The sequence below is a fragment of the Aestuariivivens marinum genome, from assembly GCF_022662175.1.
Lineage (GTDB): Bacteria > Bacteroidota > Bacteroidia > Flavobacteriales > Flavobacteriaceae > Aestuariivivens > Aestuariivivens marinum.
In genome coordinates, this window is sequence record NZ_JAKMCR010000001.1 from 1,163,888 (window position 1) to 1,188,742 (window position 24,855).

The window sequence follows — 24,855 nt, forward strand, 5'->3', positions numbered from 1 at the left end:
GTACTCGTACCAAATTCGTACCGTTTTCTTAATTAGCTTTAAATGAATTGATTAGGTTGGAAAATTTTATGGATAATCTAATATCATTGTTTTTACAATAATTATAGACCAATAAAAGTTTTTCATTTTTAGAAAAAATATTCTTATCACTGACTATTGTGTTATTCATACTTTCACTGATATACGGTCTATAACTTTTCCAATTATCTTGAAATTTTTGTTTTGCTATTTGAGTAGCATTATTATTAAAACGAGACTTCAAATCATCAATTTCTCCTGTTGCGAAAAGCAACGCTACCTTAAACCATTTATAGGTTAAATATCTTTCATCATTTACATTGGGCTTATTAGACTTTCGTAGCTCTTGAAGAAACAATTTCAGCTCCTCCACAATACTATTTTTAATCACTTCTTCAAATTGATGCTGAATTAATTGTATTTCTGAATATGTTATATTGTCAAGATGCTTAAACTTTTCTTGACCAGAATATTCCAAATTAGCCATTAACTCTAATTCGGTATATAAAATTTCAAAAAGCATATTGTTATGAGATTCATTTGATTCCCAATGAGTGACATTAGGATTCTCTGTATGCCAAAGTAAAAGCTCTTCTTTAGTTGTGTCGAATTCTTTCAGCCACGATTCAATTTTTGTGAAGTCTACTTCCTCCGGATAACCAAGTTTTTTTAAATCATGTATTAAACTGTCTAATGTCGCTTCATAATTGTATTGATCTAAAATTGGTTTTAAGTGTATTATTTCACTTTTAATATCTTCTTTTAAATTATTTAAAGTTTGAAATATCTCGATAACAGATCTATTTAATCTATTCGCTTTTAAAATGTAGCTTTTGAATTCGTCGAATTTAGACTTATTCATTATTTAGTTTCTTTAAATTATTTTCATTTCTTATTACTTGGAAATTGCCTTCTTCGGGATTCTTTGGTTCTAAATTATCGTAGAATTTCAAGAATGACTCAACATGACTGTCGTCGGTCTGATTTATATAAGAGAGAAATGTAGATTCTTTCTTGTGATTAGTAACACGCATAAGTAATGGTGTTGGAATTTTACCGTAATGATTTGAGGCAAAAGATCGTCTTCCAATATGTGTACTTAAATACTTGTACTTTGGGCGCATTTTTTTAACACCTCTCTTCGTTTTTTTATCTTGAAGCCTCCCAAGAACCATTTCATCTAACCCAGCAATTTTTCCGATTTCTTTAAAATGTTTATTTAGTTTTTGAGTCGAAACGTGATAGGGAAGTCCTTCTAAATATATTTCCTGAACTTTGGGTAAAACAGGTATGATAACGGGTTTATTTCCCTTCTGTTGTTTGATTTTAATTATATAACCTTCGCCATACTTTTCAAAATTATTTGCTTTTATTCTATCGGTTAGATCTTTTCCTCTCTGCCCAGTGTAACAGGCTAATATCAACCATTTGCGAGCATTGATATGAGCTTCATTAATTAATTTGGCTTTTTCAATTTTTTCAATCTCGTCAAAGTTTAATATTATTACATCCATGTCATCATCATATGCTGATACTTGTATAGTTTTAATACTATCAAGGTCTATAGACACTTCTATTCCTTGACTTCGTGCTTCTTTACAAACGGATTTCAAATCTCTTAACTTTACTAATGCGTATGTTGATGCATAATCCTGCTCATCAATTAGCCATTTTTTAAAGCTGTTGAAGACATTTTTGTTCAATTCTTTGACTTTATAATGCTTTCTACCTTGGAACTCGTTAAAAAGCTGTAATAGGCGCTTGTAGGCATTAACTCTACTTTGACCTAACCCAATGCCCCCTTTTGCATTAATTCGCAAATGCGCATTGTCAACGATGTTTTGTATTAAATCTGTAATCAATTCACTTTGATGATTTATAGATATTCTTTTAAAGTGAAGGTCAATCTGATATAAAAGCCAGTCTCCATCAACTACTTCTCCATCAGCATTCGCATCATTTAGTTTATCAAGAATTACAGTACGCAGTTTACGAAGCTTTGAAATTAACCCCTTGTTGCTTGTCTCATTTTGTTTTGGCAGGCCAGAGGTTGTACTCCATCTTTTGTAGTCTATAAATAGCCCAGTTTTCCGTTTGATAGACTTTGATTTATTTATCGATAGCCTCATATAAATGGGTGAATTCTCGGATTTACTTTGTAGCAAGTATTTAATTGTAGCCATAATAAAAATGATTGTTTAAAATTAATGATAATAATTAGCTTAGTCAGCATTTAGTCAGCCAAATTTCGATTTGGTTAAATTTTGTTAGATTAAATTAAATCTCGGAAAACTGTTATAAAACGTGTAATTACTTGATATCATTAATGTGATATAGAAATGACAAGGGTTGTCTCCCATCTGTAAATTGAATTGGTCGAGTCCCGTCCAGACCGCAAGATTGCAAGGAAGCTTCAACGCAAGTTGAGGCTTTTTTTGGCAGTTAAAAGAAGTTGTGTTGTTTGATAAGCCTTAGGGTTTATCAAAAGGTTTATGTAGTTAAACCAATGGAAAGCTTTCCTTTTTTCTTTACAGAAAATTGGGATGCTTTTTTGTTTTGGGATAATATTAAAATAAGTATATCCTTAGGTGCCCTAAAAATTTCTTGAATAAGGCTTATCTCTTAATCCATTTATATGGTGAATTAAATAAGCTTTAATGCAGTAACTAAATTAAAATTATCATCAATATATGGTAGTGTAATTGTACCTGTTATATCTTTTGTTTAAGAGCGACACACTGGGTTATTTCTAATAGAGTATTAAAGACCTGTCAGGAATTTAAGCGTTTACATCATTACTATATTTCTACTGTTTCGACAATCAATGGACTAATTTAGATATTAAGGATAATGTTGGATTAATTGTTTTGCATAGGATGCTAATGATTTCATTAATTTAAACGGGATGATTTTTGATATAACATGGTTTTATAGCTACAAGTATTCTAAGAAAGCGAAGTGGATCAATCCTTAAAAAATGTAAAAACCATAAAGTTTCCTTTCCTAAAGTCAAGAGAGGCATTAAAAGTAGAAAGACTGCACGGTAGTGTGGTCTTTTTTCATGTAAACAAAGCGGTTATTATTTTAATTATTCTTTTATCAATTTTTTGGTTACATATCCTAATTCGGTATGAATTTTTAATATGTAAATACCATTTTGAAAATTCCCTAAATGTATTGACTTTTGACTTCCAGATAATTCTTTAATTCTTTTTCCAATTAGAGAATAAATACCAATTTTAGTAAATGGTATTTCGGAATCAATAAATAGTGTATTGGTAACCGGGTTTGGGTAAAGGGTGATGAAATTTCCGAAGGGGACATCATCTAAACTTAATGAGGCACAATCTTCGGCATATTGTGTGGACTCATATTTTAACCAATTAGTATAAGGTTCTGTTCCTCCATTTGCGGCCTCTTCATTATCCACTTGAATACAAGTTAAAGCGAAACAATTTCGTGCATCAAAACCTATTATTGAGACATTATTTCCATTTTTAACATTTAAAGAAGTTAGCTCTGGATTATATGAACAGTTAAGAACAACTAATGCTACATTATTACTAAAATCTAAATTTATGAATGGTGTTACTGGACCATAAAACAATTCTAAATTTGCATTATTGCTTAAATCTAAAGCGGTTAATAAGGCATTGTTATGGCACCACAAATCAGTAAGCTTTGTGTTGTTACTTAAATCTAAATTGTCTAATAAAGGATTCATTGAACAATTTAAATAATTAAGCTCCAGATTATTACTTAAGTCTATAGTGCTTATTAAAGGATTATTTGTAAAACTTAATTCCGTTAATAATGTATTTTGACTCACAATTAATTCTGAAAGATTATTATCATTGCAATTTAATTTTGATAAAGCAGTGTTATTACTCAAATCTAAATTTGTTAGTGAATTTGAACCGCAAACTAAATTGTATAAAGCGTTGTTATTACTTACATCTAGTTCAGTGAGTTGATTGTTCTGACATTGTAAATAGTATAATGCTAAATTATTACTTAAGTCTAAACTTGCTAATTGATTACTGGAAAGACTTAAGTTGGAAACTAATGGATTATTTTGCAAATCGATATTTGTTAGTTGATTACCATTAAAGTTTATAAATATGAGCTTTGTGTTGTTGCTTAAATCAATATCGGTAATCTGATTTGAGAAACATTGTAACTGTGTCAATTCAGTATTGTTGGTTAGGTTTAGACTTATAAGAGAATTGCTATTGCAGGTTAAGGTTTTTAAATTTGTAAAATCCTGTATTCCTGTTAAATCGCCAATATTTTTCGAAGCCACATTCAATGATACAAGATCATTTATATTAGCAGTTTCAACGCTCCCATTTAAACCATCTGTGTCAATGCCTAAGTCAATGAGAGCCTGTTCAAAATTCTCGTCTGGGATAGATGTAGACTGTGCATGAATATATATTCCGTCAAATAACAGGAATAAATAAATAAGTAAAGAATAATTTTTTAACATGTCTATATTTTTATAAAAAATGAAGTTTTATAAGATAGACAATACAACAGAAACCATTTATGATATAAATCAGTTCTTTAATTTATTTAGCAACTTTATTTAAACTATCAACTTAGTCATTCAACTAATTGTCCAATTTTTTGTTATAAGTACACAGAGGTTTTGTAAACATCTGAGTAATGTTTTAAGAAAGGGATCTGACGGCGTGTCGGTATGATAAGTTATGTTAGGCTCTTAAAAGAGCTAAAAACCTTTGGAAATATACTTTTGAGACCCTTTTCCTCTGTAAGGTTTATTTCGGCTGACAATTATCATGTTATTTCTTGTTGGAATTACATAACTTTTAAGTTAGCTTTTTTTAAACCTAAATGATATGTCCGAATAATTCGTTCAAGGCATTTTTAGGATATTCAATTGAGAGGGGATGAATACCTTTAACTTAAATTTTAATGATTACTCGGGATAAAATACCAGTTAGGTGATTAACTAATTTAATTGAGATGAAATACATTATAATATACTTTGTCATTATTGGTCTTGTGTTGAATTGTTATTCACAATCCAAAATTCAAAAAGCTGAAAATAGTCTAAGTCGGAGCGAGCGTGTCTCTTTCAGAAATCAAGATGACGACAACGATGATGGGGGTGATTTTTTTGTAGATACCTTTGATGGGGTCATCTTGGAGGCCTTTATGTATCTGACCTATTATACACTTATTGAGACGCCTTTTGAAATGCAGCACCAGACCAGTCAGGCACCTTTAACCCCATATCCCTACAAGAATTCTAAAAAAGGAAATTATACATTTTCTCCAGAAGATGAGTATAGCAGGTTTAGAACGGAAATTTCCAGCAGGTATATTTCTGAAAATAATGCCATTAAAGGTATGAATGTAACATTGGATATGCGATTTCTGAAACGTATAGGCATTGCATTGGACTACCATCAGTTATGGGAAAGAAACTTGAATTTCGGAAATGATCATTTGGCATTTTATAATCTATTGGCAAAATATTATCGCATACGCACCGAAAATATGGATGCTTGGTGGGGCATTGGAACAACTTATGTCGATGGTAATGTCAATCAATTTGGATTTACTTATGGTTTAGGTACCGAATTGTTTTTCGCAAAGCCCTTAAGCTTAGAAATTAATTTTGATCAAACTTTAATAAATTCTGAAACAGTTAATAAATTTAATGTCTTGTTAAACTACCACATTAGTAAATATAAGGCTATAGGAGGTTATAACCACCTAAAAATTGGCACACAACATTTTTCTTCTGTAACTTTAGGAGTAGGTGTTATTTTTTAATATCCGTTTATTGCCAAAAAAGTCCTTACTTGGTTAAATCTTTTAATTATTTAAATACGATGAATTTATCAATTTAAGCTTTTTCATACTAAAAGATTGCAAAGAAGCTTCAACGCTAGTTGAGGTTTTTTTAGCTAAAGATTAGTTGTGTTGTTTGATAAACACCCTGTGTTTATCAAAGGTTTAAGTAGTTAAACCAATGGAAAACTTTCCTTTTTTCTTTACAGAAAATTGGGATGCTGTTTTGTTTTAGAGAGGGTTTATGTAGGGGTAATTTAATTAAGTTAATTAGGTTTAAAAGATTAACCTTTTTTGTCTAAGGGGAAAATAATGTTAAAATTTATAAGTGCCATTTAAAGCTAAATTTAATACTTTATAACTGGGATTGTCAATATGCCTATTGCTAATTTGGTCAAAAACACCTTTGTTAAATTTTCCTGAGCCATAATTTAGATTTATGGATATTATGTTGTCCCAAAGCATATTAAGCTTATACCCCACTCCAATTTTATATCCAATGCCATTGCTTTGATATCCATCAGTACTAAAGCTCCAATAATTGGTAAGACCACCTTCTAAATTTATTAGCAAATTTCCTTTTTCAAATGGAGTTATTCTGGATTGAATAAAAGCATTAGAAATCCCTGCTCCCTTATTGGGGTCTTTTGGCCTATAACTATCATAGGACTCTATAAGATATCCATTAAGACTTACTCCTAGCTGAAGCCATTTTACAGGAGTATAGCCCCCAAAAAAAGCCATTGAGAAACTGGTTTCTTTATTTCCTTTAATGTGGTAAGGGGCCAATTCTAGCCAGCCTATACCCATTTCCATTCCACAATAGAATTTATCCCAATAGAAATTTTGTTTACTCTCTTTAAAAGTATCAATTTCTTGTCCATAATTATTCAAATTATAGCAAATGATAAATATTAATGGTAATAAGTTCTTAAAAGCCCTTGCCATTTTATTAAAGCTTTAGTAGTCAAATGAAAACGTAAATTAATAATCAATTTAACAGAAGTATTTTAAACTAATAATGTAGGAAGGGCATCTGTTATATATGTAAGAATGCTAAAGCAGTGGTAATTATAAAGATACAAATAAAATTTCTAATTTATTATGAGAAGTTTTCAATTAGCAATGACTTTTATGGATGTTTAGTTTTAGGTGTACCCCCTAGGTATATCAGATTTCTCAAAGGTGTGCCATTAGTTAATCATTTTAAAAATCATGAAACTAATTATTACTTATATGCTCTATAAAACAAAACTAATTTAAAGAGTAAGTGTCCTAGGTGTAGGGTAACATTTGCTAAGAAAAGAAAAGAATTCACCACAGGATTATTCATTAATCCCAAAAACTGGAATTCTAAAAAGCGATTTATAGAACCACCAGAACCAGATGCAAAAGTATTAAACACACAAATAAGCCTGATTAAGACCAAACTTAATCAGGCTTATTTGTTTTTATAACTTGGGTTTAAGCACTTTTTACCTTATTATATACCATGCTGGTTAAAATACCTAAAATACAGTAAAATACAAGATTCAATATGCCATTAATGATTGTTCCAGTTATATCCATCATGTTTGCAAAAGCAAAATCATACCATCTTTCACCAAATCCAACAAAGAGACCAACTAATAACCCATAAGTTGCACCATTGGAAATGCTATGCTCACTATTGGATAATTTTGAATAAATCGTTGAAAAAGCAAAAGCCATTATAACACCGGCAATAATGTTATGAACTTGATCTGGAGTCTCTTTCCAAAGCCCCGTTGCAGTTCCTTCATGGCCTGCAAAAAGTGAAGATCCAAGCATGGACCAAAGCAAATAACCTCCAACGTAGGACCAAACTGCACCTACTAAGGTTGAAATTAGATTCGTTTTTGAAAACATAAATTAAGATTTTAGTTGGTTAATATGCAAGCAAAAGTATATAAAAATATGATATAGTTAAAAAAAAGGTTAAAATTTTACAAACAATGTAATTTTAAAAAAGTTAATAACCAGAGGGTCATGTTAGGACGATTTCAATTAGGGATGCTTTTTTTTAGGGAGTATGTTCTTCTAAAAGGAAGATCTTAATTATTGCTTAATCACTTTAAAAGTCTGATTATAAGCACCGCTAGATATTTTAATAAAATAAATACCTTTTGAAAAATCGAGATTATGTATAGTTATGGTTTTTACACCCTGACTTAAGTTTATTTTTGATAGTTCTTTACCCATGATATCAAAAATATAAAGCGTGCCTTGACGTTCAATCGATACTTTTAATGAAATATTCAAAACATCCGTAAATGGATTTGGATAGGCTTTACCATTCACTAATTCATTCGAAGAAACTCCCAAAGTGTTCCAAAAGTATACTGTTTTTATTTTAAACCATCCATATTCATTATCTATGATTTCCTTTAATTGACCATTTGATTGATAAGAATATTGCAGATCCCCCAGTAAGATCCAGGGCCCATTGGGATAATTCCAAGCATAATGACTTTCTAAACTTAACTTATCATTATCGTAGAGATATTCAGTACGCGCATTATTTACCAAACTTCCTCCATTTCGTTTAGTTTCATCCTTTAACAATCCATTGGGGTAGTAAGTATAGTCGGTAGTAGATTGAGGAGTTACGGCCCAGTGCGTATCCTCCCATTTAAAATCTTCCTGTTTGATGATCCAATTTTCAGAGTTGTAATTTTTTTCAATTTTTTTAAATTCTTTCCAAGTGTCATCCCATTCATAGGTGATAACCTCTGTATTCAACCCATTGTCATAAAGCAATACATCCTGCCAATCTTTAGTCCAATCACCAATGCTATTAATGCTATAATGGGTAACTTTGATATTCTTTCCATGTGAATCGTACTCATATTCTGTCTTATAATTAGGTTTTGCATCATCACTAAAAAAAATACCATGATCTTGTAATATCTCTGTATTAAGTGTCTTATCTTCATTGTAAGTTCTTATTATTTGATGCCATGGTCGCCAGACTAGTTCATTGTCAATCTCAAGGTATATCTCAGATAAAGAATTCGTAAAATCGGCACCTGGATCATCATAGGTGTATTGAGTCCTGTATCCTAAAAACCAATTAGGGTCTTCCCATAAGTATCCCTCAGTTCGGTCTAATTGATACTCTGGTTGGGCAACTACATTTTGGGGAGACAAAAGCAATACAATAACTGCTGTCCAAAATAAAAATGTAATATTTTTCATGATTCAAAATATTTAAATTAACAACCTAGATTTTTTTTGAACTTTAATATAAAAGTAACTTTAAGTTATAGGATTTACTTTGGTAAGAATCTCAACAGTACATGTATAATTTTTTTAATGATTTAAATTAATTATTGATACAATATCAGTGTATTATTCATGCACATAATATTTTATACTGTTTCAGTAAAACCAGCTCCTGCTAGCGGAGCTGGAATTATTTTATTGTTATATTTCCTAGTTTGCATTAATAGGTTATCTCTCCTTCTCCGGACATAGTCCATGTCCAGTTTTCAAAATCAATGGTGCCAAGCATATAAATGTCACCATAAACATCAGCAAATTGTCCCGTGCCATCGTATATAACATAGTGGTAAGTCCATATGCCAGTAATCTGGTCTTGAACAGCTGAAGCTACATAGGTGTATAATTTATCTCCATTGGCAGCAGTTATTATCCCTAACATTGGACTCTCACCGTCATAGCACCCATGATTCTCTACAGTGTAATAACCTATATGGGAAGCATTTCCTTTTCCAGAAATCGTTAGATAAGGAGCCGGAGCGCATCCATCAACATTAAAATCAAACTCAAAAGGACCTGTTGCATCAAAGAATTTGATAGTTTTTGTGACGTCTTTACCTGGTTTTATTAGTGTTTTACCAAGAGGGTTGCCAATGAAACTATAGTTGGCCAAGGGGGACTGGATTACATCCTGCTGTACATCGCTTTTTACATCGTAGTCTTTGCTACAATTTATCATGATCAATGCCAATACACCAATAAAGGCAATACTTAATAATTTTGTTTTCATGATTCAGAATATTTAAATTAAAAATCTTATTATCTAAAATGTTTCTTTAAAATTAAATCTCTGTAATGAGATTTACTTTGGTGAGAATCTCAAATATTTTGGTAATCTTCTCAAAAGAAAATATATTCTTTACTTAAAGAAGTTCACTTGGAGAGTAGCCAAATTCTTCCCTGAAACTGGTGCTGAAATGAGATAGGTTTTTAAAGCCAGAATCCATAGCTGCTTCTGTTACATTTTTGGTCTGACTTTCTATCATTGCTTTTGCTCTGTGTAGGCGATAAGACCTAATATATTTGCCGATAGAATTGTTTGTTAATGCAGAAAATTTTCTATAAAGTTGAGGTCTGCTCATATTGAGGTGTAAGCATATATCTTTAATTCCTAAATTTTCATTCTGTAATTTTTCATCGAGAAGGGTATTGATTTTAGACATAAATAACATCTCCTGCTTGTAATGCATATTACCCTGTCGGAAAAGGGATTTTATTGAGCCAAGCTTTTTTTGCATTTTACGTCTTGCCTCAAGAAGGTTATACAGTTTCAGTAATAGTTCTTTTTCGCTAAATGGTTTTATAAGATAGTGATCGGCACCTATTTTAAGTCCTGAAAGTTTTGATTGAAAGTCTCCTTTTGCAGTAAGTACTACAATCGGTATATGGTCTGTTCTGATATCATTTTTGAGATGTCTGGTCATTTCGAAGCCATCCATTTCTGGCATCATGATATCTGTAAGAATTAAATCGGGAATGATCTCTAGTGCTTTTTCAAGTCCATCTTTACCATTAAAAGCGACCTCTAGTATGTAATGATCTCCAAGGATAGTAATGAGGTATTCTACAACATCTTTATTGTCTTCAACAATTAAAAGGATTGGGTTTTCTAAAGATAACTGCGGATTAATTTTTAAGTCTTTGTTTTCGTTATGTGTCGGAATAATGGAATGAATAGTGTCCGAGTTGACCATTGAGACTCCGTGATCCTTTTCCATTCTGGCTTCTTTGTTGACGGGCAAGGTAACGACAAACTCTGACCCTATTCCCACCTTACTTTTGACATTAATATCTCCTTTCATTAATTTTACAAGTTCTTTAGTTAGGGCCAAACCCAAACCGGTGCCTTGTATCTGATCGTATTTGTCAGGAACTTGGTAAAAGCGGTCAAATATATAATTAATAGACTCCTTTGGTATTCCTCTTCCACTATCCCTTACAGAAATGTACAGAATTTCTTGACCTCTTAGGTTATCTCCATAAACACTAACATCAATCTTTCCTCCTCGAGAGGTAAATTTTATTGAGTTCGATAATAGATTTCCAAATACATGCATTAGTTTTTCAGGATCGTAGTCAGCATAAAGAGGCTCATTGTTAATATTGATATGCAGTTCAATATGCTTGTATTCAGCAAGGCTGTTGAAAGTTCCAATAACATATTGTGCAAATTTCTTAATGTCCCCATGAATTAAGTTTAAATGCATGCTTCCAGCTTCTATTTTGGAAATGTCCAACATCTGGTTTACCAATCGTAGTAGTATCTGGCTTTGAACTTTAATTTTATAGGGCCCATTTTGTGGCCACTTATCTTTATTTTGATCCATTTGATCTGCAATACCTGAAATGATTGTTAATGGGGTTCGAAATTCATGGGAAACATTAGTATAAAGTTGGGTTTTCGCTTCATCTATTTTCCTGAGTTTTTCTGCTTCAGATTTTTCATATCGGCTTTTGTCCTTCATGAACAATATTACCAAGAAAAGCACACAGGCATTAACCCATACGGCATCAGTTACAAAATAAAACGAATTGACTTCAGGAGTTATATAATCAGGGGTTACTAGATAGGGTTGGAGTACGCCTAAAAGTATGATTGTGGTACAATACAAAACAAACATTCCAATTGTCCAACGTAAATTGCCAGCCAAAACAGATCCCATGGCACAATTTATCCCGATAAAAACAAAGCCCATTGAAGTTGTGAGGCCACCAGTTTGCAACATAACGGCAAACGCTAGAATAACAATAATGCCATAGCTTATGTTTAGAACAAGGTCAAACCGTTTTGAAACACGAAATAGGGGGATAGCTACAATTTGGGTAATAATTAAAGCATAGCCAAACCAAAGGATTGGATATATTTCCCACACATATCCAAGACCAGTCATACATGTTAAACCAATAAAGTTAACTAGCATGTATAACCAAGTCCATCGCTTACGAAGAAGAGCTTCAGGTTCCAGTCGTGGATCAGCCAAGTGACGGTCAATCCAAGCAATTACCTTTTTACTTGTTGTATTTTTCATGCTGTACAGTTTAACAAATAATGATCCAGGCAATCTTGTATTCCTGTTCTAGTGCTAACATGATTATTTTGAATATCTCAAGGCTAATATTATTTAACAATGTAACTTTATCGAAACACATAAATAATGCATAAACCCAGTAAGATAAACCATTAAAGATATACCAACTATTTATGCTAAAGAATGATAAAAATCAGTTAAGAAAAGAGGTAATTATTTAGGTGTAATGAATTTAATAAACATCAAAAATTTGATTTTTAATATGTCTATAGGTCCCACCAGACTGTAAGATTACAGAGAGAACTCTAAACAAGTTGATTTTTTTAGCTAAAAACAGTTGTGTTATTTGGTAAATATCCAGTTTTTAACAAAGGTTAAATAGTCTTTTTTATGTTTTTTAAATTACAGTGTATTCAAGATAGATGTGATTAATTGTAAAGGAAAAGGATGAATTTGAAAATGAATATACTTTAAGGTGACCGTTAATCCAATAATTAGGTTTCTTAACTAAAAAACTTATTTTAATTGGTTAAACAGGTTTATATTTCACCCACCATAACATAAGTAGGTTAAGTTCATGGTAGATTTGGGGCAAAAAAAGGTGAATTATGTAATTCACCTTTTTTATTTAATTTCAGAACTACCCCAAAAATTAAAGCTTGCCGGTTTCCAACCAGGAATGTACATTGTTTCCATATTAATAATCTTAAAGCCGTTATTTTTTATTATAGAAGGAATATCTTTATTAAGTGTACATCCTCCACCTAACTTTTTCCAAATTGGATTAATGTAGTTTTGCCACTTTTGAACAGATTTATCTGGAGCTTTACCATGTTCACAAAAGAGTAATTTTCCATTAGGCTTAATTACCCTCCTAATTTCATTGAATGCCTTGGAGACATCAGGGATGCTACATAATGTATATGTAATTACTACGTAATCAAAGCTATTATTATCAACTGGAATATTCTCAGCTATCGCCTTAATAAAATTAAACTCAAAAGGTAAGCTTTTTACATCAAATTTGTTCTGATTCCAGATTTCAATCGAAGGGTCAATTGCAGTAAGGTGTTTTACATTGGTTTTGTCATAAAACGGTAAATTTAAGCCTGAACCTATACCTATTTCTAATACATTCCCATGGGCAAGGGGTATTATTTTTTCTCTTTGTTTTCTTGTCGGCTTTTGCCTGCAAGCCCAATCAACTACCTTAGGAAGTATGTGTTTATCGTATAGTCCCATTTTATTAAAATACAAAAACATTACTTCATGGGCAAGAGTGTTATTAGAAATGAATTGTTTTATAAGATTATAAATTAAAGATATGTCCTGCCCCGAACCATTGATGGAGAATTGTCAAGGCACTTATATTTGGTAAAGTAGTTTAGAAATAGACTCGATATAAGATTTTCCTAATTAAGGGAACCTTTTGTTATGTTCAAATTTCATAAGATATTTTATACTAGCCATTCAAATTAATGACATGATTAATATCATTTTAAGAAATAAATTAAATGGTTAAATTTTTAGTTTAAAATAGCAAACTTTAGAAACAAAGCCTATTAGTTAATGAAAAACTTACGGCAATAAGTCTAAGATTGTATTGTTTAAAAAAGTATTAAATAATAAACCACTAGGGGATGGAAAAGTCACATTGCATATTCATAATAATCATCATGGTATGTCTAGCTTCCTGGGCTCAACCAGTAAATACCAGTGATCAAATGAAAAGTATTGAAATCAAATTATTTAAAGCCAGTGTTGTTAATGGTCAGGTTAAGAAGGGTGAACCCATTTATAAAATCAAGCCTAGGTACCCCATTAGTGGTGATTTTAATACTGGTAAGATTGAATATGATAGAAATGGACTTATAAAAGACATATATTATCCAAATAATAAAGGGGAATATCATTTAAAGGAAAACTATGACTACAATGAAAATAATCAGGTAGTTAAAGCCAAGATGACGATGCTTGAATTAAATGATAGTATTGTATTAAGAATATCATACGATTCTTTGGGTAGAATTGAAAAAACAAGATGGAATAAACATGCTGTGCCATTAAAAGGGTGGTTGAATAATTTGTTTTATAAATATTGGAGTAAGGATCTTACTGATGAAGATTATCAGAGATACTATCTTTCCAATAATGACAGCCTTAATCATACAATAGAAACTGAATTTGAGGATATAGCTCCATTAAACAATCATCATTTCGAATTACTGGATACACAGGGTAATGTATTAAGGGAAAAGTATATGTATATAGATACCACCCAATTAGGCCCTTTACATCCAAAAACTATTGATACAATAACGATACAATGGGAATATCAATATATAGACAATGGCCTTTTAAGCGAGGAAAAAAAGAGTATTGAGAAAAAGTCTTTAGAAAAAGGTTTGCCTCCTATTAGATCCTATGACAAAAGGATTATTACTTTGAATTACAAGTATATTGATGACAACAAAGTTAAAGAGGAAATAAAGACGGTTGAACAGATGCCGAGTAAAACAGGATTCTTGAAAATTAAAGGGAGTGTTAAAACCTTTAAAAGAGTACATGATTATTTGGACAATAGTAAAAAACACATGATTTATACATATGATGATAAGGGTGATGTGGAGTATACCATTACAGAAGTTTATAGTATGGATGAAAAATTAGTTGAATATACCGAAGATTGGGGAAAGCGAAAATCAATAGATATGTATAATGAAAAAGGGAATCATACGGTCCATACAGTATATAGAAAAAACAAAAAGATATCAGAATCAACGGCCAAATATACTTATAATGAACATGGGGATTGGGTAGAGTGTGTTCTTTTTGATAGCCAAAAGAACGACCCCATATATATTATTGCTGAAAGGACCATAGAGTATTATAATTAGAGTTTAGTACCTTATTATCTGAGGTCTACATAGGACTTAACCTTTACATTAAAATGTGTTTTAGACCTCGATGGATATTTTGCTTTAATGCATTATACCCATTATTAACTTCAATCACTTCTTGCATGTCATTGAAGAGATTTTCTAGCTCATTGTTTGAATAATTATATTCATCAATTGAATCTTTTATTTTTTGAATTATTTGATAATCATTATACTTATTCATTTCGCAATTAATTTTATCTAAACTTTCAATTTTAGTTTTACGTTTAATAAACTCTGCTTCTTGATTTGAAAGTTTAAAATCTCCTTTAGCACAATAGGTTAATATATATGCATTTAGCTGATTCTTATTCAATGCATTTTTAAAAGTTTTCATGATGTGGTGTTTTAGTTGTTTTATTAATTGAATATAGCCAGGCATAAAATAATTTCTCGGCTCGCTGTTCTTTTTTTATTTCTTTGATAAGGTCTTGTCTTGAGCCTTTTTTTCTATGATAGACAATTTGTTGGTTAGCTGAGTCAAAAATAAAAATGTGTTTGCTGTCCAAGTAGTTACGTATCTTATCTGATAAGTTATAATTCTTACATTCCCTCGCCTCTTCACGTATTGCAATAAGTTCATCTATATATCTATTTTCAAAATCCATAATTTAATTAGTTAGATTATTTTAGAGTTAATTATGCGTTCACCAGTAAAAGCATATTGTTCCCATTTAGGTAAAGGATGAAAAGGGGAAGCTTGTACATCCCTAAACAAACGTTCCAGGATATTAGATCTGTAGAAACTTTGTCCACCTATGGCTTCCATGGCATACGCCACAGTTTTCTTGGTATTTTCACCTACATTGGTTTTATGAGAGAGCATATCAATGGTGATGGCCTCACTAGGGGTAAAATTTAATCCGTTTGTTAGGTAATACATCGCTTTCCATTCGGTTTGAGCACTTAATAACACATTATTTAGTCTACCAATAAGTATAGCTATATGCTTTTGGTTTCTATGGTAAGTTTTGCCTTTTGTAATAGCAATTTCCTTTGCTTTTTCAGCTATACCTATGTAGGCAGACATTATTAATGGTAATGCTACTGTAAGTACAACGTTCCAAACAGTGTGAAATTCGTTTTTAGGTCTGGATAAGGTTATTGCGGAGTCGGGTATAAATACGTCCTCAAACAAAATGGAATTGGACCCTGTTCCGCGCATTCCCATAACATTCCAATTATCTAATATTGAAACTCCATTTGAGGTCATGGGAACGGTAAAGTGAAGGACGTCCCATGAATTATTTTTGTTTAAGTACGTCCCACTGGTTACCACAACATCACCGCCGGCAGACTGACTGGCAAAATGCTTGGTTCCAGAAAATAAGTATCCTCCGCTGGTTTTTTTTAGGTCACCATTAGAGCCAAGCCAGTCCCTTGCACCAGTGCTTATGAGTACGAGTTCGTTTTCCGCAACATGACGTAAAAAATCTTGCCCTACACCTTTGTACTTGTATTTCCAGACAGCCGCCGATATTAAGTGTTGATGCATGGAGAAAGCCAAAGCTGTAGAACTACAATAATATGCTATTGTCTTAATAATTTCGCACATTTCTTTATGTGCTACTCCAGCGCCTCCTAACTCAATGGGAATTGCTGCAGAAAAGAATTTTAATTCCTTAAGTCTTAAATAGTTGTCTTGAACAAATGTGCCGTCAATATCATGTTTTAAGGCATTACGGGCAAACTCTTCTCCAATCTCATGGATTTTTGTTGTCCAACTTGTTGATCTTAGCGTTGTTTTCATAATACTTTATTATTAATTTGTTAGTATTACAAAGTACGCACATAACAAAAGCCTAAACTTTGCTTAAAAGTTTAAAAAATGGTTTAAGAAGTTCAGAAGATTACGAAGTCATATTTTTAGAAAATGAGCTCGGTGTCACGCCGAACTTTGTTTTAAACACCCTACTAAAATGAGAGACATCTTCAAATCCACTTTCAAAAGCGATTTGTGTAATATTTAATGTGTTTTTTAAAATGAGATTTGCAGCGTGTTCAAGCCTCTTGTTTAGCAACCATTTTCCTGGTGTCGTATTATAATGATTAAAAAAATCTCGTTTAAATGTAGATAAACTTCTGTGACATAATTTGGCGTACTCCTCCAGTTTGAGATTAAATGAAAAATTGGTCTCCATTATATGGGTTAATGAAGGTTCCGAATTTAAGGTGACTGTTTTCAAATAAGAAACGAGCAGGTCATTTTCAGAGTGGTATATTATGTTTATAAGAAGCTCTTTGAGCTTTAATCTTAGTATTGGCTCTGGAGGGTCTTTTCTGTCTTTAAAGTAGGGAAACATAGATTGAATAAAGTTTTCTATGTAATCTTTTGAAGGCAGCTTAGTGGCAGTAAATTGGTGTACATCCATTGTGTTGCCATTTGGGATGCGATTTATGGTTTCCTCCAGTGAATTTCTAATAATGTCATCAGGTAAAAAGAAGCCTAGCATACAAAAGTCATCTTCAAAATATTGGGTAACAATAGCGGCTCCTTTTTTAACAAATAAGGTTTGACCGGCCTCCATAACCCATTCGCCTTCAATTGTTTTCCATGTTTTTTTTCCACTTAAAACATGTATTAAATAATCAGATTGTGTATAAACCCCAACATGCTCATCTTCAACCGGGCAAGAGTATTCCACACAAATCAATTCATCTATCATAAATTTATTGAATACCAAACTGTCCCTTATATTTTCAAATAAATTATGCATGGATTTTTATATGATATGAACTTGCATTTTAATATGCCCCTCTAACAAATTTAAATATTATATTTTTAATAGTTAAAAATAGAGGTGTATATGTTAGAGAGGCATAGTCATAAAAAAATCAAAAAATCAAATTAATTATTTATTTCATATCAGTTTCCAGATTTTATATAGCCCCAGCCCTCATTCTGTTTTTTTACAATGTCATCTACTGCATTAGCCACAGTTTTTACACCTTCTAATAGTTGTTCTCTTTTAATATTGAATAATGACATGCTAACTTCACAAGCTGTAAAACTTATATTTTGATTTTCTATATACTTTAATATTTCGTCTGCCACAACAGATTGGTTTTTTATCATCATAGGTACAGCTTCTCCATATGCTATTATATCAAATTGGGTGTTTGGATGGCTTTTTGTCATGATTTTAAGTGTTAGAAGTACAGATTGATATACCTTAAAGTTAGTGCTTGTAACATCAATAATTATTTTACTACTTGGTTCTTGTGCAGAAACATTAAATAAAGAAAATATAAATGCTAGACTTAATAATATTTTTTGCATGATTTTAAAGTTTAGATTATTTGAAGCAAAGAAAAATTATAAATAAATGTCAAGTTTTGCTTAAAAGTTCAAAAAATAATCTATGAAGTCCATGATAAAAAGCGGAGATCAATTGCAGTGCTATTTTTATTAAAAGGCTTGAGTAGTTAAGCCTATGAAAAGCTTTTTTCTTTATAGAAAAATGAGGTGCTTTTTTATGGGTCCTTTTTGATTAGGAATTTACTTGTTTATTGGATTTAACAATTTGAATAAATTTAATGATAAAAATTATTTTAAGCGTTATTCCAGAAATTATCAAATAGATTGGTTTGATTACAGTTTGATTAGTATTTTTAAGGTATATTCCAGAAAAAAACAGTAATAACCCTATTGTCAAAAACAATATTTCTTTTCCAGGTTTATATTCACCGCTTTTAACTTTGATAATAATATATAAGAATTTAAATGTAACTCCTATTATAATTAAAATTAATCCAAAAGCTTCCACTTGAATTATTTTTTTCAGCAAAATACCTGTAACCAAAAAGATGATTCCAATGAATAATAAGGTTTTAGATCGCATAAGTTTAATTTGAATGTAAATATAAATATAAAGTATTTAAGCTTGATAAGCTTTCCATATTTTTGGATAAGTTAAATGTGACTCTATCTTTAACTAATAATTAAATTAGGTTTAATTTTTAATATATAAAAGGCATTAAAAGCATCATATCTCAATCTTCAATGTAACTTATGTTACATAAAAAGTTTTTTTTAATTATAACTTGTCGGCTAAATTCTCTCCAAGATTTTAATAATGATTAATAGCTAGTGGCATGTGCAATTTGTATGTGCCTTTTTTTTGTCTTTAAAACGGACTAATCTATAAAATAAAGAGTTTTTTTTTAAATGTATTGTACAACATGTATTTTTGCTAAATTGCAAAGAATATACTAATCCTTTTTACATGGTTACTTTAAAACAGTTGGCAAAAGAGTTAAATGTCTCTATTTCTACGGTTTCCAAAGCTTTAAATAATAGTGAGGAGATAGGAGAGGAAACCGTAAGGCGTGTTAAGGAACTTGCCGAGTTGTATAATTATTCACCAAACAAAGTAGCATTAAGTTTAAAACAAAATAGGACTAAAACAATAGGGGTTATTATTCCAGATATCCTTAATTATTTTTTGGCAAAAGTATTATTTGGTATAGAGCGGGAGGCTACCCAAAGAGGTTATAATATCATGACCTGTATTTCTAACGAATCGTTGGAAAAAGAAAAAAAGGCATTAGAAGTTTTGGCTAATGGAAGTGTAGATGGTTTTATTTTGTGTGTTGCTGAAGAAACACAGATAAAAAATGAAATTAACCATTTTAAAAAAACTATTAACCAAGGATTACCCATTGTCATGTTCGACAGGGTAGCATACGATGTGTTTTGTGACAAAGTAATAGCCGATGATTTTGACGCCACTTATAATGCAACCAAAAATTTGATTTCTGAAAACAGAAAAAAAATAGCTTTTTTTAGTGGAATAGATGATTTAAGTGTTGGTAAGCTTAGGGAACATGGTTATAAAAAGGCTATCCTAGAGCAGGGTACCCAAGAACTATTGGAACTTAAGTTGAAGAAAGAAGATGATTACCAGCATAAAATAATATCCTTCTTTAAAGAAAACCAAAATGTAGATGGTGTTTTAGCAGCTGATAATACTTCTGGTGTTATCGCTATTAATGTGGCTTTACATTTGGGGTTACAGGTGCCAAAAGATATATCGGTTATTGGTTTTTCAAGTCAATCGGTGTCACAACATTCTATTCCTAAACTTACTACAATTAGACAACATGCCAAACAGATAGGTGCTAATGCGGCAGATTTGTTGATCAAACGATTAGAGAAAAAGCACGATGAAGTTTTGGAATATAAAACAACCATTGTTAAAACGAGTTTAATTAATAACCAATCCACTTTAAACAGGTAATATTAAGTTTCCTTTTACCGAAAAAACGTATTTCATCGATAAAAAACGTATTTCATCGAATTTGTTATTCAATAAAATTCACTTTAACCTATTTTAGTGTACGCTTAACGATAAAAGCACAATCCCCTCAGTGCTGTTAAGATAAATTAATCCATTTTTTGACCGTAAGGTCTTTTTCCCTCAAAATTTAAATAAATGAAATCTGAGCGCTTTTTTGTGTTCGATTTTGAAGTTAATTATTCCATTTTTCCCTCGTTAAAGATTTTGGTTCACCAAAGGCTTTATCAAGTTTAGTATTTAAAGTTTTTAAATCAATAGAAAAAAGAGTTTAACCTTAAAATCGAATATTTATGAAAGCCCTAAAACTTATATTGTTAGTTACTGTGTTTTTTACAGCCCTTACCTCTTGTACCAAGCAAGATTTAAATGAAGATGACGTATTACTAGCACCAAATACCACTTTAATTGTTGGTGATGGTACTATAGAAACAAGATAGTATTAGAAAAATATAATTTATTAAGGCCTTTATCGTACGATAAAGGCCTTATCTTTTTATAAATAAAAAAATATAGATACATTTGATAAACCCGATATGATAATCTGTTGAAACATAAACTTTGGTTTTTATTATGCTTTATAACTTCACTCTCTCTTTCACAGGAGAGTCTTGCTCCTATTTTAGATAGTATAGAATATTACATAAACAGTTCCTCAAATAGTAAACTAGAAAATCATATCCTATTAAAACATGCTAATAGAGCTAAACTACTAGCAGAAAATTATCAATTGGATTCCTTAGTTGTTGATGCGTCTATTAATTTGGCTTCTATTTACAGAAATAAAAAGGACTATAACTTATTTTTATTATACAGCCATAAAGCTTTAAGTTTAGCAAGTCGTATTAAAGATACAGGCTCTTTAGCTTTATTGAACAAAAATTTAGGATATTATTATTATGATAAAATACCAGATAGTGCTTACTATTATGATGACCGGGCTGAAAAACTTTACAGGCATATTGATGATAAATTAAACACAGCAATAGTGCTTTTAGATATTGCTTTATTGCAAAAGCAGGAAAAAGATTTAACGGGCAGTGAATTAACTTCGGTTGAAGCGTTATCTCTATTAGACGAGCTAGACCAAACAGATGCGGTAAAAGAATATCAAGTGCATTTTTATAATAACCTTGGTCATGTATTTAAAATTTTAGAGCAATTTGATGAGGCTATTTCCTATTATGAAAAGGCTTTAAAGAGACAGATGCAGTTTAATGCTGAAAATAAAGGCATGGTAAATAATCTGAAAAACAATTTAGCGGTAACCTATAAAGATGCCGGTAAGTTTGTTTTAGCCCAAGAGCTTCTAAAGGAAATTTTGGCCGATCCTAATTTGTTAAGTAAGCGACCTGATTTTTATGCTGTTGTTCTTGATAATTATGCACATACTTTACACTTGTCAGGTAAAAAAGAGCAGTTACCATATCTATATCATCGCGCATTAAAAATTTGTGATAGTATAGATAATGATGTTTATACCATTATTATTAATCAGCATTTAGCGAAGTATTATCAGAAATATAATAATCTGGATTCGGCAAAATATTACGCGTATCAATCTAAGTCTATATCAGAAAAATATTCAAAAGATGATTTGCTTCGCTCCCTATTGCTATTGTCTGAACTGGAATCGGATAGTATAGCAGTAAAATTTTATGATTCTTATATAAAATTAAGTGATAGCCTTTTAAAAATTGAACGAGCTACACGTAACAAATATGCTAGAATTCATTACGAAACCGAACAAATAGAGCGCGAAAATAAACAGATAGCCAAGGAGCGTTTGTGGTTGCTAATTATTTCAGTTGTCTTAATTATTACTTTTGTTTTATTATATATTGCAATTACGCAGCGAAATAAAAACAAGGAGTTACAGCTTATTCAACAACAACAAGAAGCAAATGAAGAGATATACAACCTCATGCTTTCACAAAATGAAAGTATAGAAGAAGCAAGAACCCAAGAAAAGAAACGGATATCTGAAGAACTCCATGATGGTGTGTTAGGGAGACTATTTGGTACAAGGTTAAGCCTCGATAGTTTAAATATGGCCACCAGTACGGAAGCTATTAAAACTAGAGGGCAATATATTGAAGAATTAAAAACCATAGAACAGGATATTAGAAAAGTGTCCCATGAATTGAACACTGATTTTGTGGCAGGTAGCGGTTTTATGGATATTTTAAAAACATTGGTTGAGACACAATGCTTGGCCTACGATTTAAAGTATAAATTGGATTACGGTGAAGTAATAAATTGGGATGAAGTGTCTAATATAAAGAAAATCCACATTTATAGAATTGTACAAGAGGCATTACATAACATATATAAACATGCCAATGCTAAGCATGTAAAAATTAGCTTTAAATTAAAAAATAATGTAATTTGCTTAGCTGTTGAAGATGACGGTAAAGGGTTTGATGTTAACAAAGCAAAGTCTGGTATAGGTCTTAAAAATATACATGCCAGAATTAAAGGCATTAATGGAAAAATAAAAATCAATTCAGAAATAGCCAAAGGAACCAAAGTAAGTATAGAAGTCCCTATACCCTAACGACAATTATGACTGAAAGAATAAAAATACTAATGATCGATGACCATCCAATGATTATTGAGGGTTATCAAAACACACTGCAATTTACCAAAAAAGAAAATCAAGAACTACGTATAGATATTGCCAACAATTGTGATGAGGCACTTAGGTTTATGGATAAATCCGTAGCCCAAAACGATCCCTACAATGTATTGTTTGTGGATATAAGTTTGCCGCCTTCATCCGATGGTACTATGAATTCTGGTGAAGATCTAGCAGAACATGCGCGAAAGATTTTGCCCAGAGCAAAGATTATTATTCTTACTATGTTTAATGAGTCATTTAGAATTCACAACATCATTAAAACTATTGATCCTGAAGGATTTCTAATAAAAAGTGATTTAACTTCTAGCGAATTGGCAAGTGCGTTTCAAGCGGTCCTTTACAATCCACCTTTTTATAGTGGTACGGTAAATAGCCATATTAGAAAAACGATAACCAGTGATATTGTAATTGACGAAAAAAATAGAAAGATTCTACACCTATTATCACAAGGGGTTAAAACCAAAAGCCTAGCCTCGCATTTAGATATGTCCTTGAGTGCTGTTGAAAAAAGAAAGCGACAACTTAAAGATTTGTTTTGTATTGAAGACGGTCAAGATGAAACCTTGTTAAATGAGGCTAGAAAGCAAGGGTTTGTATAATTTTTTTATTAAGAAACACCTTATTATTACTAGAACTTACAATTATACCGTAATGTGTTTACGGTTTTTCCGCAGCAAAAAGTTAAAACTAATGTTTAGGTTTGTAATATCAACACTACAATTTAATTAATCCCTCAAATTTATTGTTGATAATAGCAATTTACATAGGCCCTGTGGAGGTGAGAGACCCATAGGGCTTCTTCTATTCTTATGGTTTGATGTATAAGTTAAACAAGAATGGCTATAAAAAGACCTAAGTAAATTATAGCCACAATAAACTTAATAAATGTTGAGGTTAGAAAACCAATAAAAGATCCAAAGGCAGCCTTAAATGCAATTTTGGAATCGTTCCTGTTTATAAGTTCCCCGACAAGAGCGCCTAAAAATGGACCAATGATAATACCACCAGGAATTGGAGTGAACAGCCCAATAATGAGGCCTAGAGTTGTGCCAATCATGCCCAATCTACTACCGCCAAAGCGTTTGGTGCCTATAGCGGGGATTATATAGTCCAATACCCAAATTAGTAATGCAGTAATTAGCGTGATAACCAAAAAGGAAGTATTCATAGGAATACCTTCTGTAAAATGAACAATTAACAATCCCACCCAGCTGGTTAATGGGCCTGGCAAAATGGGAAGAAAACTTCCAATAATTCCAAGAACCATAAATAACGAGGCAACAAAAATTAAAAAAATATCCATAAACAGATTTAAGTTTTACAATGAATAAGACGTTTTTGAATACTAAATGTTACATTTTTAAACTAAAAAATTAGTTTAAACTAATTTTTTAGTTATATTTGTTTAACTAAATGTTTAGTTCAACATTTAAAAAATAAAAAATCATGTTACAACTTACCAAGGCAGAAGAGGAGATCATGCAAATACTTTGGCAGCTAGGCAAAGGCAATGTTAAAGCGATAATAGGGTACTTACCAGAGCCGAAACCAGCGTACAATACCGTGTCTACCATAGTGAGGATATTGGAAAGTAAAGGTTTTGTCGATCATGAAAAAGAGGGTAAGGGTCATGTGTATTTTCCTTTGATTAAACAGCAGGATTACAGTAATCAATCCTTAAACAAATTAGTAGATAATTATTTTCAAGGATCTTTTAAGAGTATGGTGTCCTTTTTTGTAAAGAAGAATGATGTAAGTCTAAAGGAATTGGAGTCTATTTTAAAAGAAATCAATAAAGAGCATTGATC

23 protein-coding genes and 1 pseudogene are annotated in these 24,855 nt (G+C 31.4%); 8 read left to right on the forward strand and 16 right to left on the reverse strand.

Annotated features, from left to right (window positions below; genetic code table 11):
* Window positions 1-28: 28 nt before the first annotated feature.
* The 3 genes from MR053_RS05035 to MR053_RS05045 all read right to left on the reverse strand — a co-directional run bounded on the left by MR053_RS05035 (window position 29) and on the right by MR053_RS05045 (window position 4,507).
* Window positions 29-880: a hypothetical protein gene (locus MR053_RS05035; RefSeq protein ID WP_242131350.1), complete on the reverse strand. Its 852-nt coding sequence runs from the start codon at window positions 878-880 to the stop codon at window positions 29-31.
* A complete protein-coding gene (locus MR053_RS05040; RefSeq protein ID WP_242131351.1) occupies window positions 873-2,201 on the reverse strand; it encodes a phage integrase SAM-like domain-containing protein in 1,329 nt (442 codons plus the stop codon). The genes MR053_RS05035 and MR053_RS05040 overlap by 8 nt, the downstream gene beginning before the upstream one ends.
* A gap of 905 nt (window positions 2,202-3,106) precedes the next feature.
* Window positions 3,107-4,507 carry a leucine-rich repeat domain-containing protein gene (locus MR053_RS05045; protein WP_242131352.1) on the reverse strand — a complete coding sequence of 467 codons (1,401 nt, stop codon included), beginning with the start codon at window positions 4,505-4,507 and terminating at the stop codon, window positions 3,107-3,109.
* A 500-nt stretch (window positions 4,508-5,007) separates the two neighbouring features.
* Here MR053_RS05045 and MR053_RS05050 point away from each other — a divergent pair, with 500 nt between their 5' ends.
* On the forward strand, window positions 5,008-5,823 hold the full coding sequence (locus tag MR053_RS05050) for a hypothetical protein (RefSeq protein WP_242131353.1): 816 nt from the start codon (window positions 5,008-5,010) through the stop codon (window positions 5,821-5,823).
* 333 nt (window positions 5,824-6,156) lie between these two features.
* Here MR053_RS05050 and MR053_RS05055 read toward each other — a convergent pair whose 3' ends face one another.
* Entirely contained in the window at window positions 6,157-6,789 is a 633-nt protein-coding gene (locus MR053_RS05055; protein WP_242131354.1) for a hypothetical protein, read from the reverse strand.
* Window positions 6,790-7,133: 344 nt separating this feature from the next.
* Between MR053_RS05055 and MR053_RS14035 the strand changes: the two are divergent.
* Window positions 7,134-7,298: pseudogene (locus tag MR053_RS14035) on the forward strand (Arm DNA-binding domain-containing protein); the annotation flags it as partial.
* Between the two features lie 7 nt (window positions 7,299-7,305).
* On the opposite strand, the gene MR053_RS05060 reads toward MR053_RS14035, so the two are convergent.
* From MR053_RS05060 to MR053_RS05080, 5 genes are all read right to left on the reverse strand, one after another.
* On the reverse strand, window positions 7,306-7,728 hold the full coding sequence (locus MR053_RS05060; RefSeq protein ID WP_242131355.1) for a hypothetical protein: 423 nt from the start codon (window positions 7,726-7,728) through the stop codon (window positions 7,306-7,308).
* A gap of 189 nt (window positions 7,729-7,917) precedes the next feature.
* Window positions 7,918-9,057 (reverse strand): T9SS type A sorting domain-containing protein, encoded by a 1,140-nt coding sequence (locus MR053_RS05065; protein WP_242131356.1) that lies wholly within the window; start codon window positions 9,055-9,057, stop codon window positions 7,918-7,920.
* A 247-nt stretch (window positions 9,058-9,304) separates the two neighbouring features.
* Window positions 9,305-9,871: a hypothetical protein gene (locus MR053_RS05070; protein ID WP_242131357.1), complete on the reverse strand. Its 567-nt coding sequence runs from the start codon at window positions 9,869-9,871 to the stop codon at window positions 9,305-9,307.
* Window positions 9,872-10,004: 133 nt separating this feature from the next.
* Complete coding sequence (locus tag MR053_RS05075; RefSeq protein WP_242131358.1) at window positions 10,005-12,170, reverse strand: ATP-binding protein; 2,166 nt, start codon at window positions 12,168-12,170, stop codon at window positions 10,005-10,007.
* Between the two features lie 624 nt (window positions 12,171-12,794).
* The gene (locus MR053_RS05080) at window positions 12,795-13,412 is read right to left on the reverse strand and encodes a class I SAM-dependent methyltransferase (RefSeq protein WP_242131359.1); all 618 of its coding nucleotides are present in this window, start codon (window positions 13,410-13,412) and stop codon (window positions 12,795-12,797) included.
* A gap of 398 nt (window positions 13,413-13,810) precedes the next feature.
* On the opposite strand from MR053_RS05080, the gene MR053_RS05085 reads away from it, so the two are divergent.
* Entirely contained in the window at window positions 13,811-15,067 is a 1,257-nt protein-coding gene (locus MR053_RS05085; protein ID WP_242131360.1) for a hypothetical protein, read from the forward strand.
* A 43-nt stretch (window positions 15,068-15,110) separates the two neighbouring features.
* On the opposite strand, the gene MR053_RS05090 is transcribed toward MR053_RS05085, so the two are convergent.
* From MR053_RS05090 to MR053_RS05115, 6 genes are all read right to left on the reverse strand, one after another.
* Window positions 15,111-15,446 carry a hypothetical protein gene (locus MR053_RS05090; protein WP_242131361.1) on the reverse strand — a complete coding sequence of 112 codons (336 nt, stop codon included), beginning with the start codon at window positions 15,444-15,446 and terminating at the stop codon, window positions 15,111-15,113.
* Entirely contained in the window at window positions 15,433-15,717 is a 285-nt protein-coding gene (locus MR053_RS05095) for a hypothetical protein (protein WP_242131362.1), read from the reverse strand. Before MR053_RS05095 ends, MR053_RS05090 begins: the two co-directional genes overlap by 14 nt.
* 11 nt (window positions 15,718-15,728) lie before the next feature.
* On the reverse strand, window positions 15,729-16,859 hold the full coding sequence (locus MR053_RS05100; protein ID WP_242131363.1) for an acyl-CoA dehydrogenase family protein: 1,131 nt from the start codon (window positions 16,857-16,859) through the stop codon (window positions 15,729-15,731).
* 100 nt (window positions 16,860-16,959) lie between these two features.
* A complete protein-coding gene (locus tag MR053_RS05105) occupies window positions 16,960-17,826 on the reverse strand; it encodes a helix-turn-helix domain-containing protein (RefSeq protein WP_223551843.1) in 867 nt (288 codons plus the stop codon).
* Window positions 17,827-17,975: 149 nt separating this feature from the next.
* Entirely contained in the window at window positions 17,976-18,389 is a 414-nt protein-coding gene (locus tag MR053_RS05110) for a DsrE family protein (protein WP_242131364.1), read from the reverse strand.
* Between the two features lie 211 nt (window positions 18,390-18,600).
* Complete coding sequence (locus MR053_RS05115; protein ID WP_242131365.1) at window positions 18,601-18,951, reverse strand: hypothetical protein; 351 nt, start codon at window positions 18,949-18,951, stop codon at window positions 18,601-18,603.
* Window positions 18,952-19,335: 384 nt separating this feature from the next.
* Here MR053_RS05115 and MR053_RS05120 point away from each other — a divergent pair, with 384 nt between their 5' ends.
* From MR053_RS05120 to MR053_RS05135, 4 genes are all read left to right on the forward strand, one after another.
* Window positions 19,336-20,349, forward strand: coding sequence for a LacI family DNA-binding transcriptional regulator (locus MR053_RS05120; RefSeq protein WP_242131366.1), 1,014 nt, complete (start codon window positions 19,336-19,338; stop codon window positions 20,347-20,349).
* A gap of 350 nt (window positions 20,350-20,699) precedes the next feature.
* A complete protein-coding gene (locus MR053_RS05125; RefSeq protein ID WP_242131367.1) occupies window positions 20,700-20,846 on the forward strand; it encodes a hypothetical protein in 147 nt (48 codons plus the stop codon).
* A gap of 107 nt (window positions 20,847-20,953) precedes the next feature.
* Window positions 20,954-22,963 carry a tetratricopeptide repeat-containing sensor histidine kinase gene (locus MR053_RS05130; RefSeq protein ID WP_242131368.1) on the forward strand — a complete coding sequence of 670 codons (2,010 nt, stop codon included), beginning with the start codon at window positions 20,954-20,956 and terminating at the stop codon, window positions 22,961-22,963.
* A gap of 8 nt (window positions 22,964-22,971) precedes the next feature.
* Window positions 22,972-23,646 carry a response regulator gene (locus MR053_RS05135; RefSeq protein WP_242131369.1) on the forward strand — a complete coding sequence of 225 codons (675 nt, stop codon included), beginning with the start codon at window positions 22,972-22,974 and terminating at the stop codon, window positions 23,644-23,646.
* A gap of 227 nt (window positions 23,647-23,873) precedes the next feature.
* Here the strand turns inward: MR053_RS05135 and MR053_RS05140 are convergent, their stop codons facing one another.
* Complete coding sequence (locus tag MR053_RS05140) at window positions 23,874-24,350, reverse strand: DUF456 domain-containing protein (RefSeq protein WP_242131370.1); 477 nt, start codon at window positions 24,348-24,350, stop codon at window positions 23,874-23,876.
* 143 nt (window positions 24,351-24,493) lie between these two features.
* Here MR053_RS05140 and MR053_RS05145 point away from each other — a divergent pair, with 143 nt between their 5' ends.
* Complete coding sequence (locus MR053_RS05145) at window positions 24,494-24,853, forward strand: BlaI/MecI/CopY family transcriptional regulator (protein ID WP_242131371.1); 360 nt, start codon at window positions 24,494-24,496, stop codon at window positions 24,851-24,853.
* Window positions 24,854-24,855: the final 2 nt, after the last annotated feature.

What these genes read in the sequence shown, in the direction of transcription:
- MR053_RS05035 (WP_242131350.1), bottom strand. Translation starts at nt 880, where the DNA reads ATGAATAAGTCTAAATTCGACGAATTCAAAAGCTACATTTTAAAAGCG.
- MR053_RS05040 (WP_242131351.1), bottom strand. Translation starts at nt 2,201, where the DNA reads ATGGCTACAATTAAATACTTGCTACAAAGTAAATCCGAGAATTCACCC.
- MR053_RS05045 (WP_242131352.1), bottom strand. Translation starts at nt 4,507, where the DNA reads ATGTTAAAAAATTATTCTTTACTTATTTATTTATTCCTGTTATTTGAC.
- MR053_RS05050 (WP_242131353.1), top strand. Translation starts at nt 5,008, where the DNA reads ATGAAATACATTATAATATACTTTGTCATTATTGGTCTTGTGTTGAAT.
- MR053_RS05055 (WP_242131354.1), bottom strand. Translation starts at nt 6,789, where the DNA reads ATGGCAAGGGCTTTTAAGAACTTATTACCATTAATATTTATCATTTGC.
- MR053_RS05060 (WP_242131355.1), bottom strand. Translation starts at nt 7,728, where the DNA reads ATGTTTTCAAAAACGAATCTAATTTCAACCTTAGTAGGTGCAGTTTGG.
- MR053_RS05065 (WP_242131356.1), bottom strand. Translation starts at nt 9,057, where the DNA reads ATGAAAAATATTACATTTTTATTTTGGACAGCAGTTATTGTATTGCTT.
- MR053_RS05070 (WP_242131357.1), bottom strand. Translation starts at nt 9,871, where the DNA reads ATGAAAACAAAATTATTAAGTATTGCCTTTATTGGTGTATTGGCATTG.
- MR053_RS05075 (WP_242131358.1), bottom strand. Translation starts at nt 12,170, where the DNA reads ATGAAAAATACAACAAGTAAAAAGGTAATTGCTTGGATTGACCGTCAC.
- MR053_RS05080 (WP_242131359.1), bottom strand. Translation starts at nt 13,412, where the DNA reads ATGGGACTATACGATAAACACATACTTCCTAAGGTAGTTGATTGGGCT.
- MR053_RS05085 (WP_242131360.1), top strand. Translation starts at nt 13,811, where the DNA reads ATGGAAAAGTCACATTGCATATTCATAATAATCATCATGGTATGTCTA.
- MR053_RS05090 (WP_242131361.1), bottom strand. Translation starts at nt 15,446, where the DNA reads ATGAAAACTTTTAAAAATGCATTGAATAAGAATCAGCTAAATGCATAT.
- MR053_RS05095 (WP_242131362.1), bottom strand. Translation starts at nt 15,717, where the DNA reads ATGGATTTTGAAAATAGATATATAGATGAACTTATTGCAATACGTGAA.
- MR053_RS05100 (WP_242131363.1), bottom strand. Translation starts at nt 16,859, where the DNA reads ATGAAAACAACGCTAAGATCAACAAGTTGGACAACAAAAATCCATGAG.
- MR053_RS05105 (WP_223551843.1), bottom strand. Translation starts at nt 17,826, where the DNA reads ATGCATAATTTATTTGAAAATATAAGGGACAGTTTGGTATTCAATAAA.
- MR053_RS05110 (WP_242131364.1), bottom strand. Translation starts at nt 18,389, where the DNA reads ATGCAAAAAATATTATTAAGTCTAGCATTTATATTTTCTTTATTTAAT.
- MR053_RS05115 (WP_242131365.1), bottom strand. Translation starts at nt 18,951, where the DNA reads ATGCGATCTAAAACCTTATTATTCATTGGAATCATCTTTTTGGTTACA.
- MR053_RS05120 (WP_242131366.1), top strand. Translation starts at nt 19,336, where the DNA reads ATGGTTACTTTAAAACAGTTGGCAAAAGAGTTAAATGTCTCTATTTCT.
- MR053_RS05125 (WP_242131367.1), top strand. Translation starts at nt 20,700, where the DNA reads ATGAAAGCCCTAAAACTTATATTGTTAGTTACTGTGTTTTTTACAGCC.
- MR053_RS05135 (WP_242131369.1), top strand. Translation starts at nt 22,972, where the DNA reads ATGACTGAAAGAATAAAAATACTAATGATCGATGACCATCCAATGATT.
- MR053_RS05140 (WP_242131370.1), bottom strand. Translation starts at nt 24,350, where the DNA reads ATGGATATTTTTTTAATTTTTGTTGCCTCGTTATTTATGGTTCTTGGA.
- MR053_RS05145 (WP_242131371.1), top strand. Translation starts at nt 24,494, where the DNA reads ATGTTACAACTTACCAAGGCAGAAGAGGAGATCATGCAAATACTTTGG.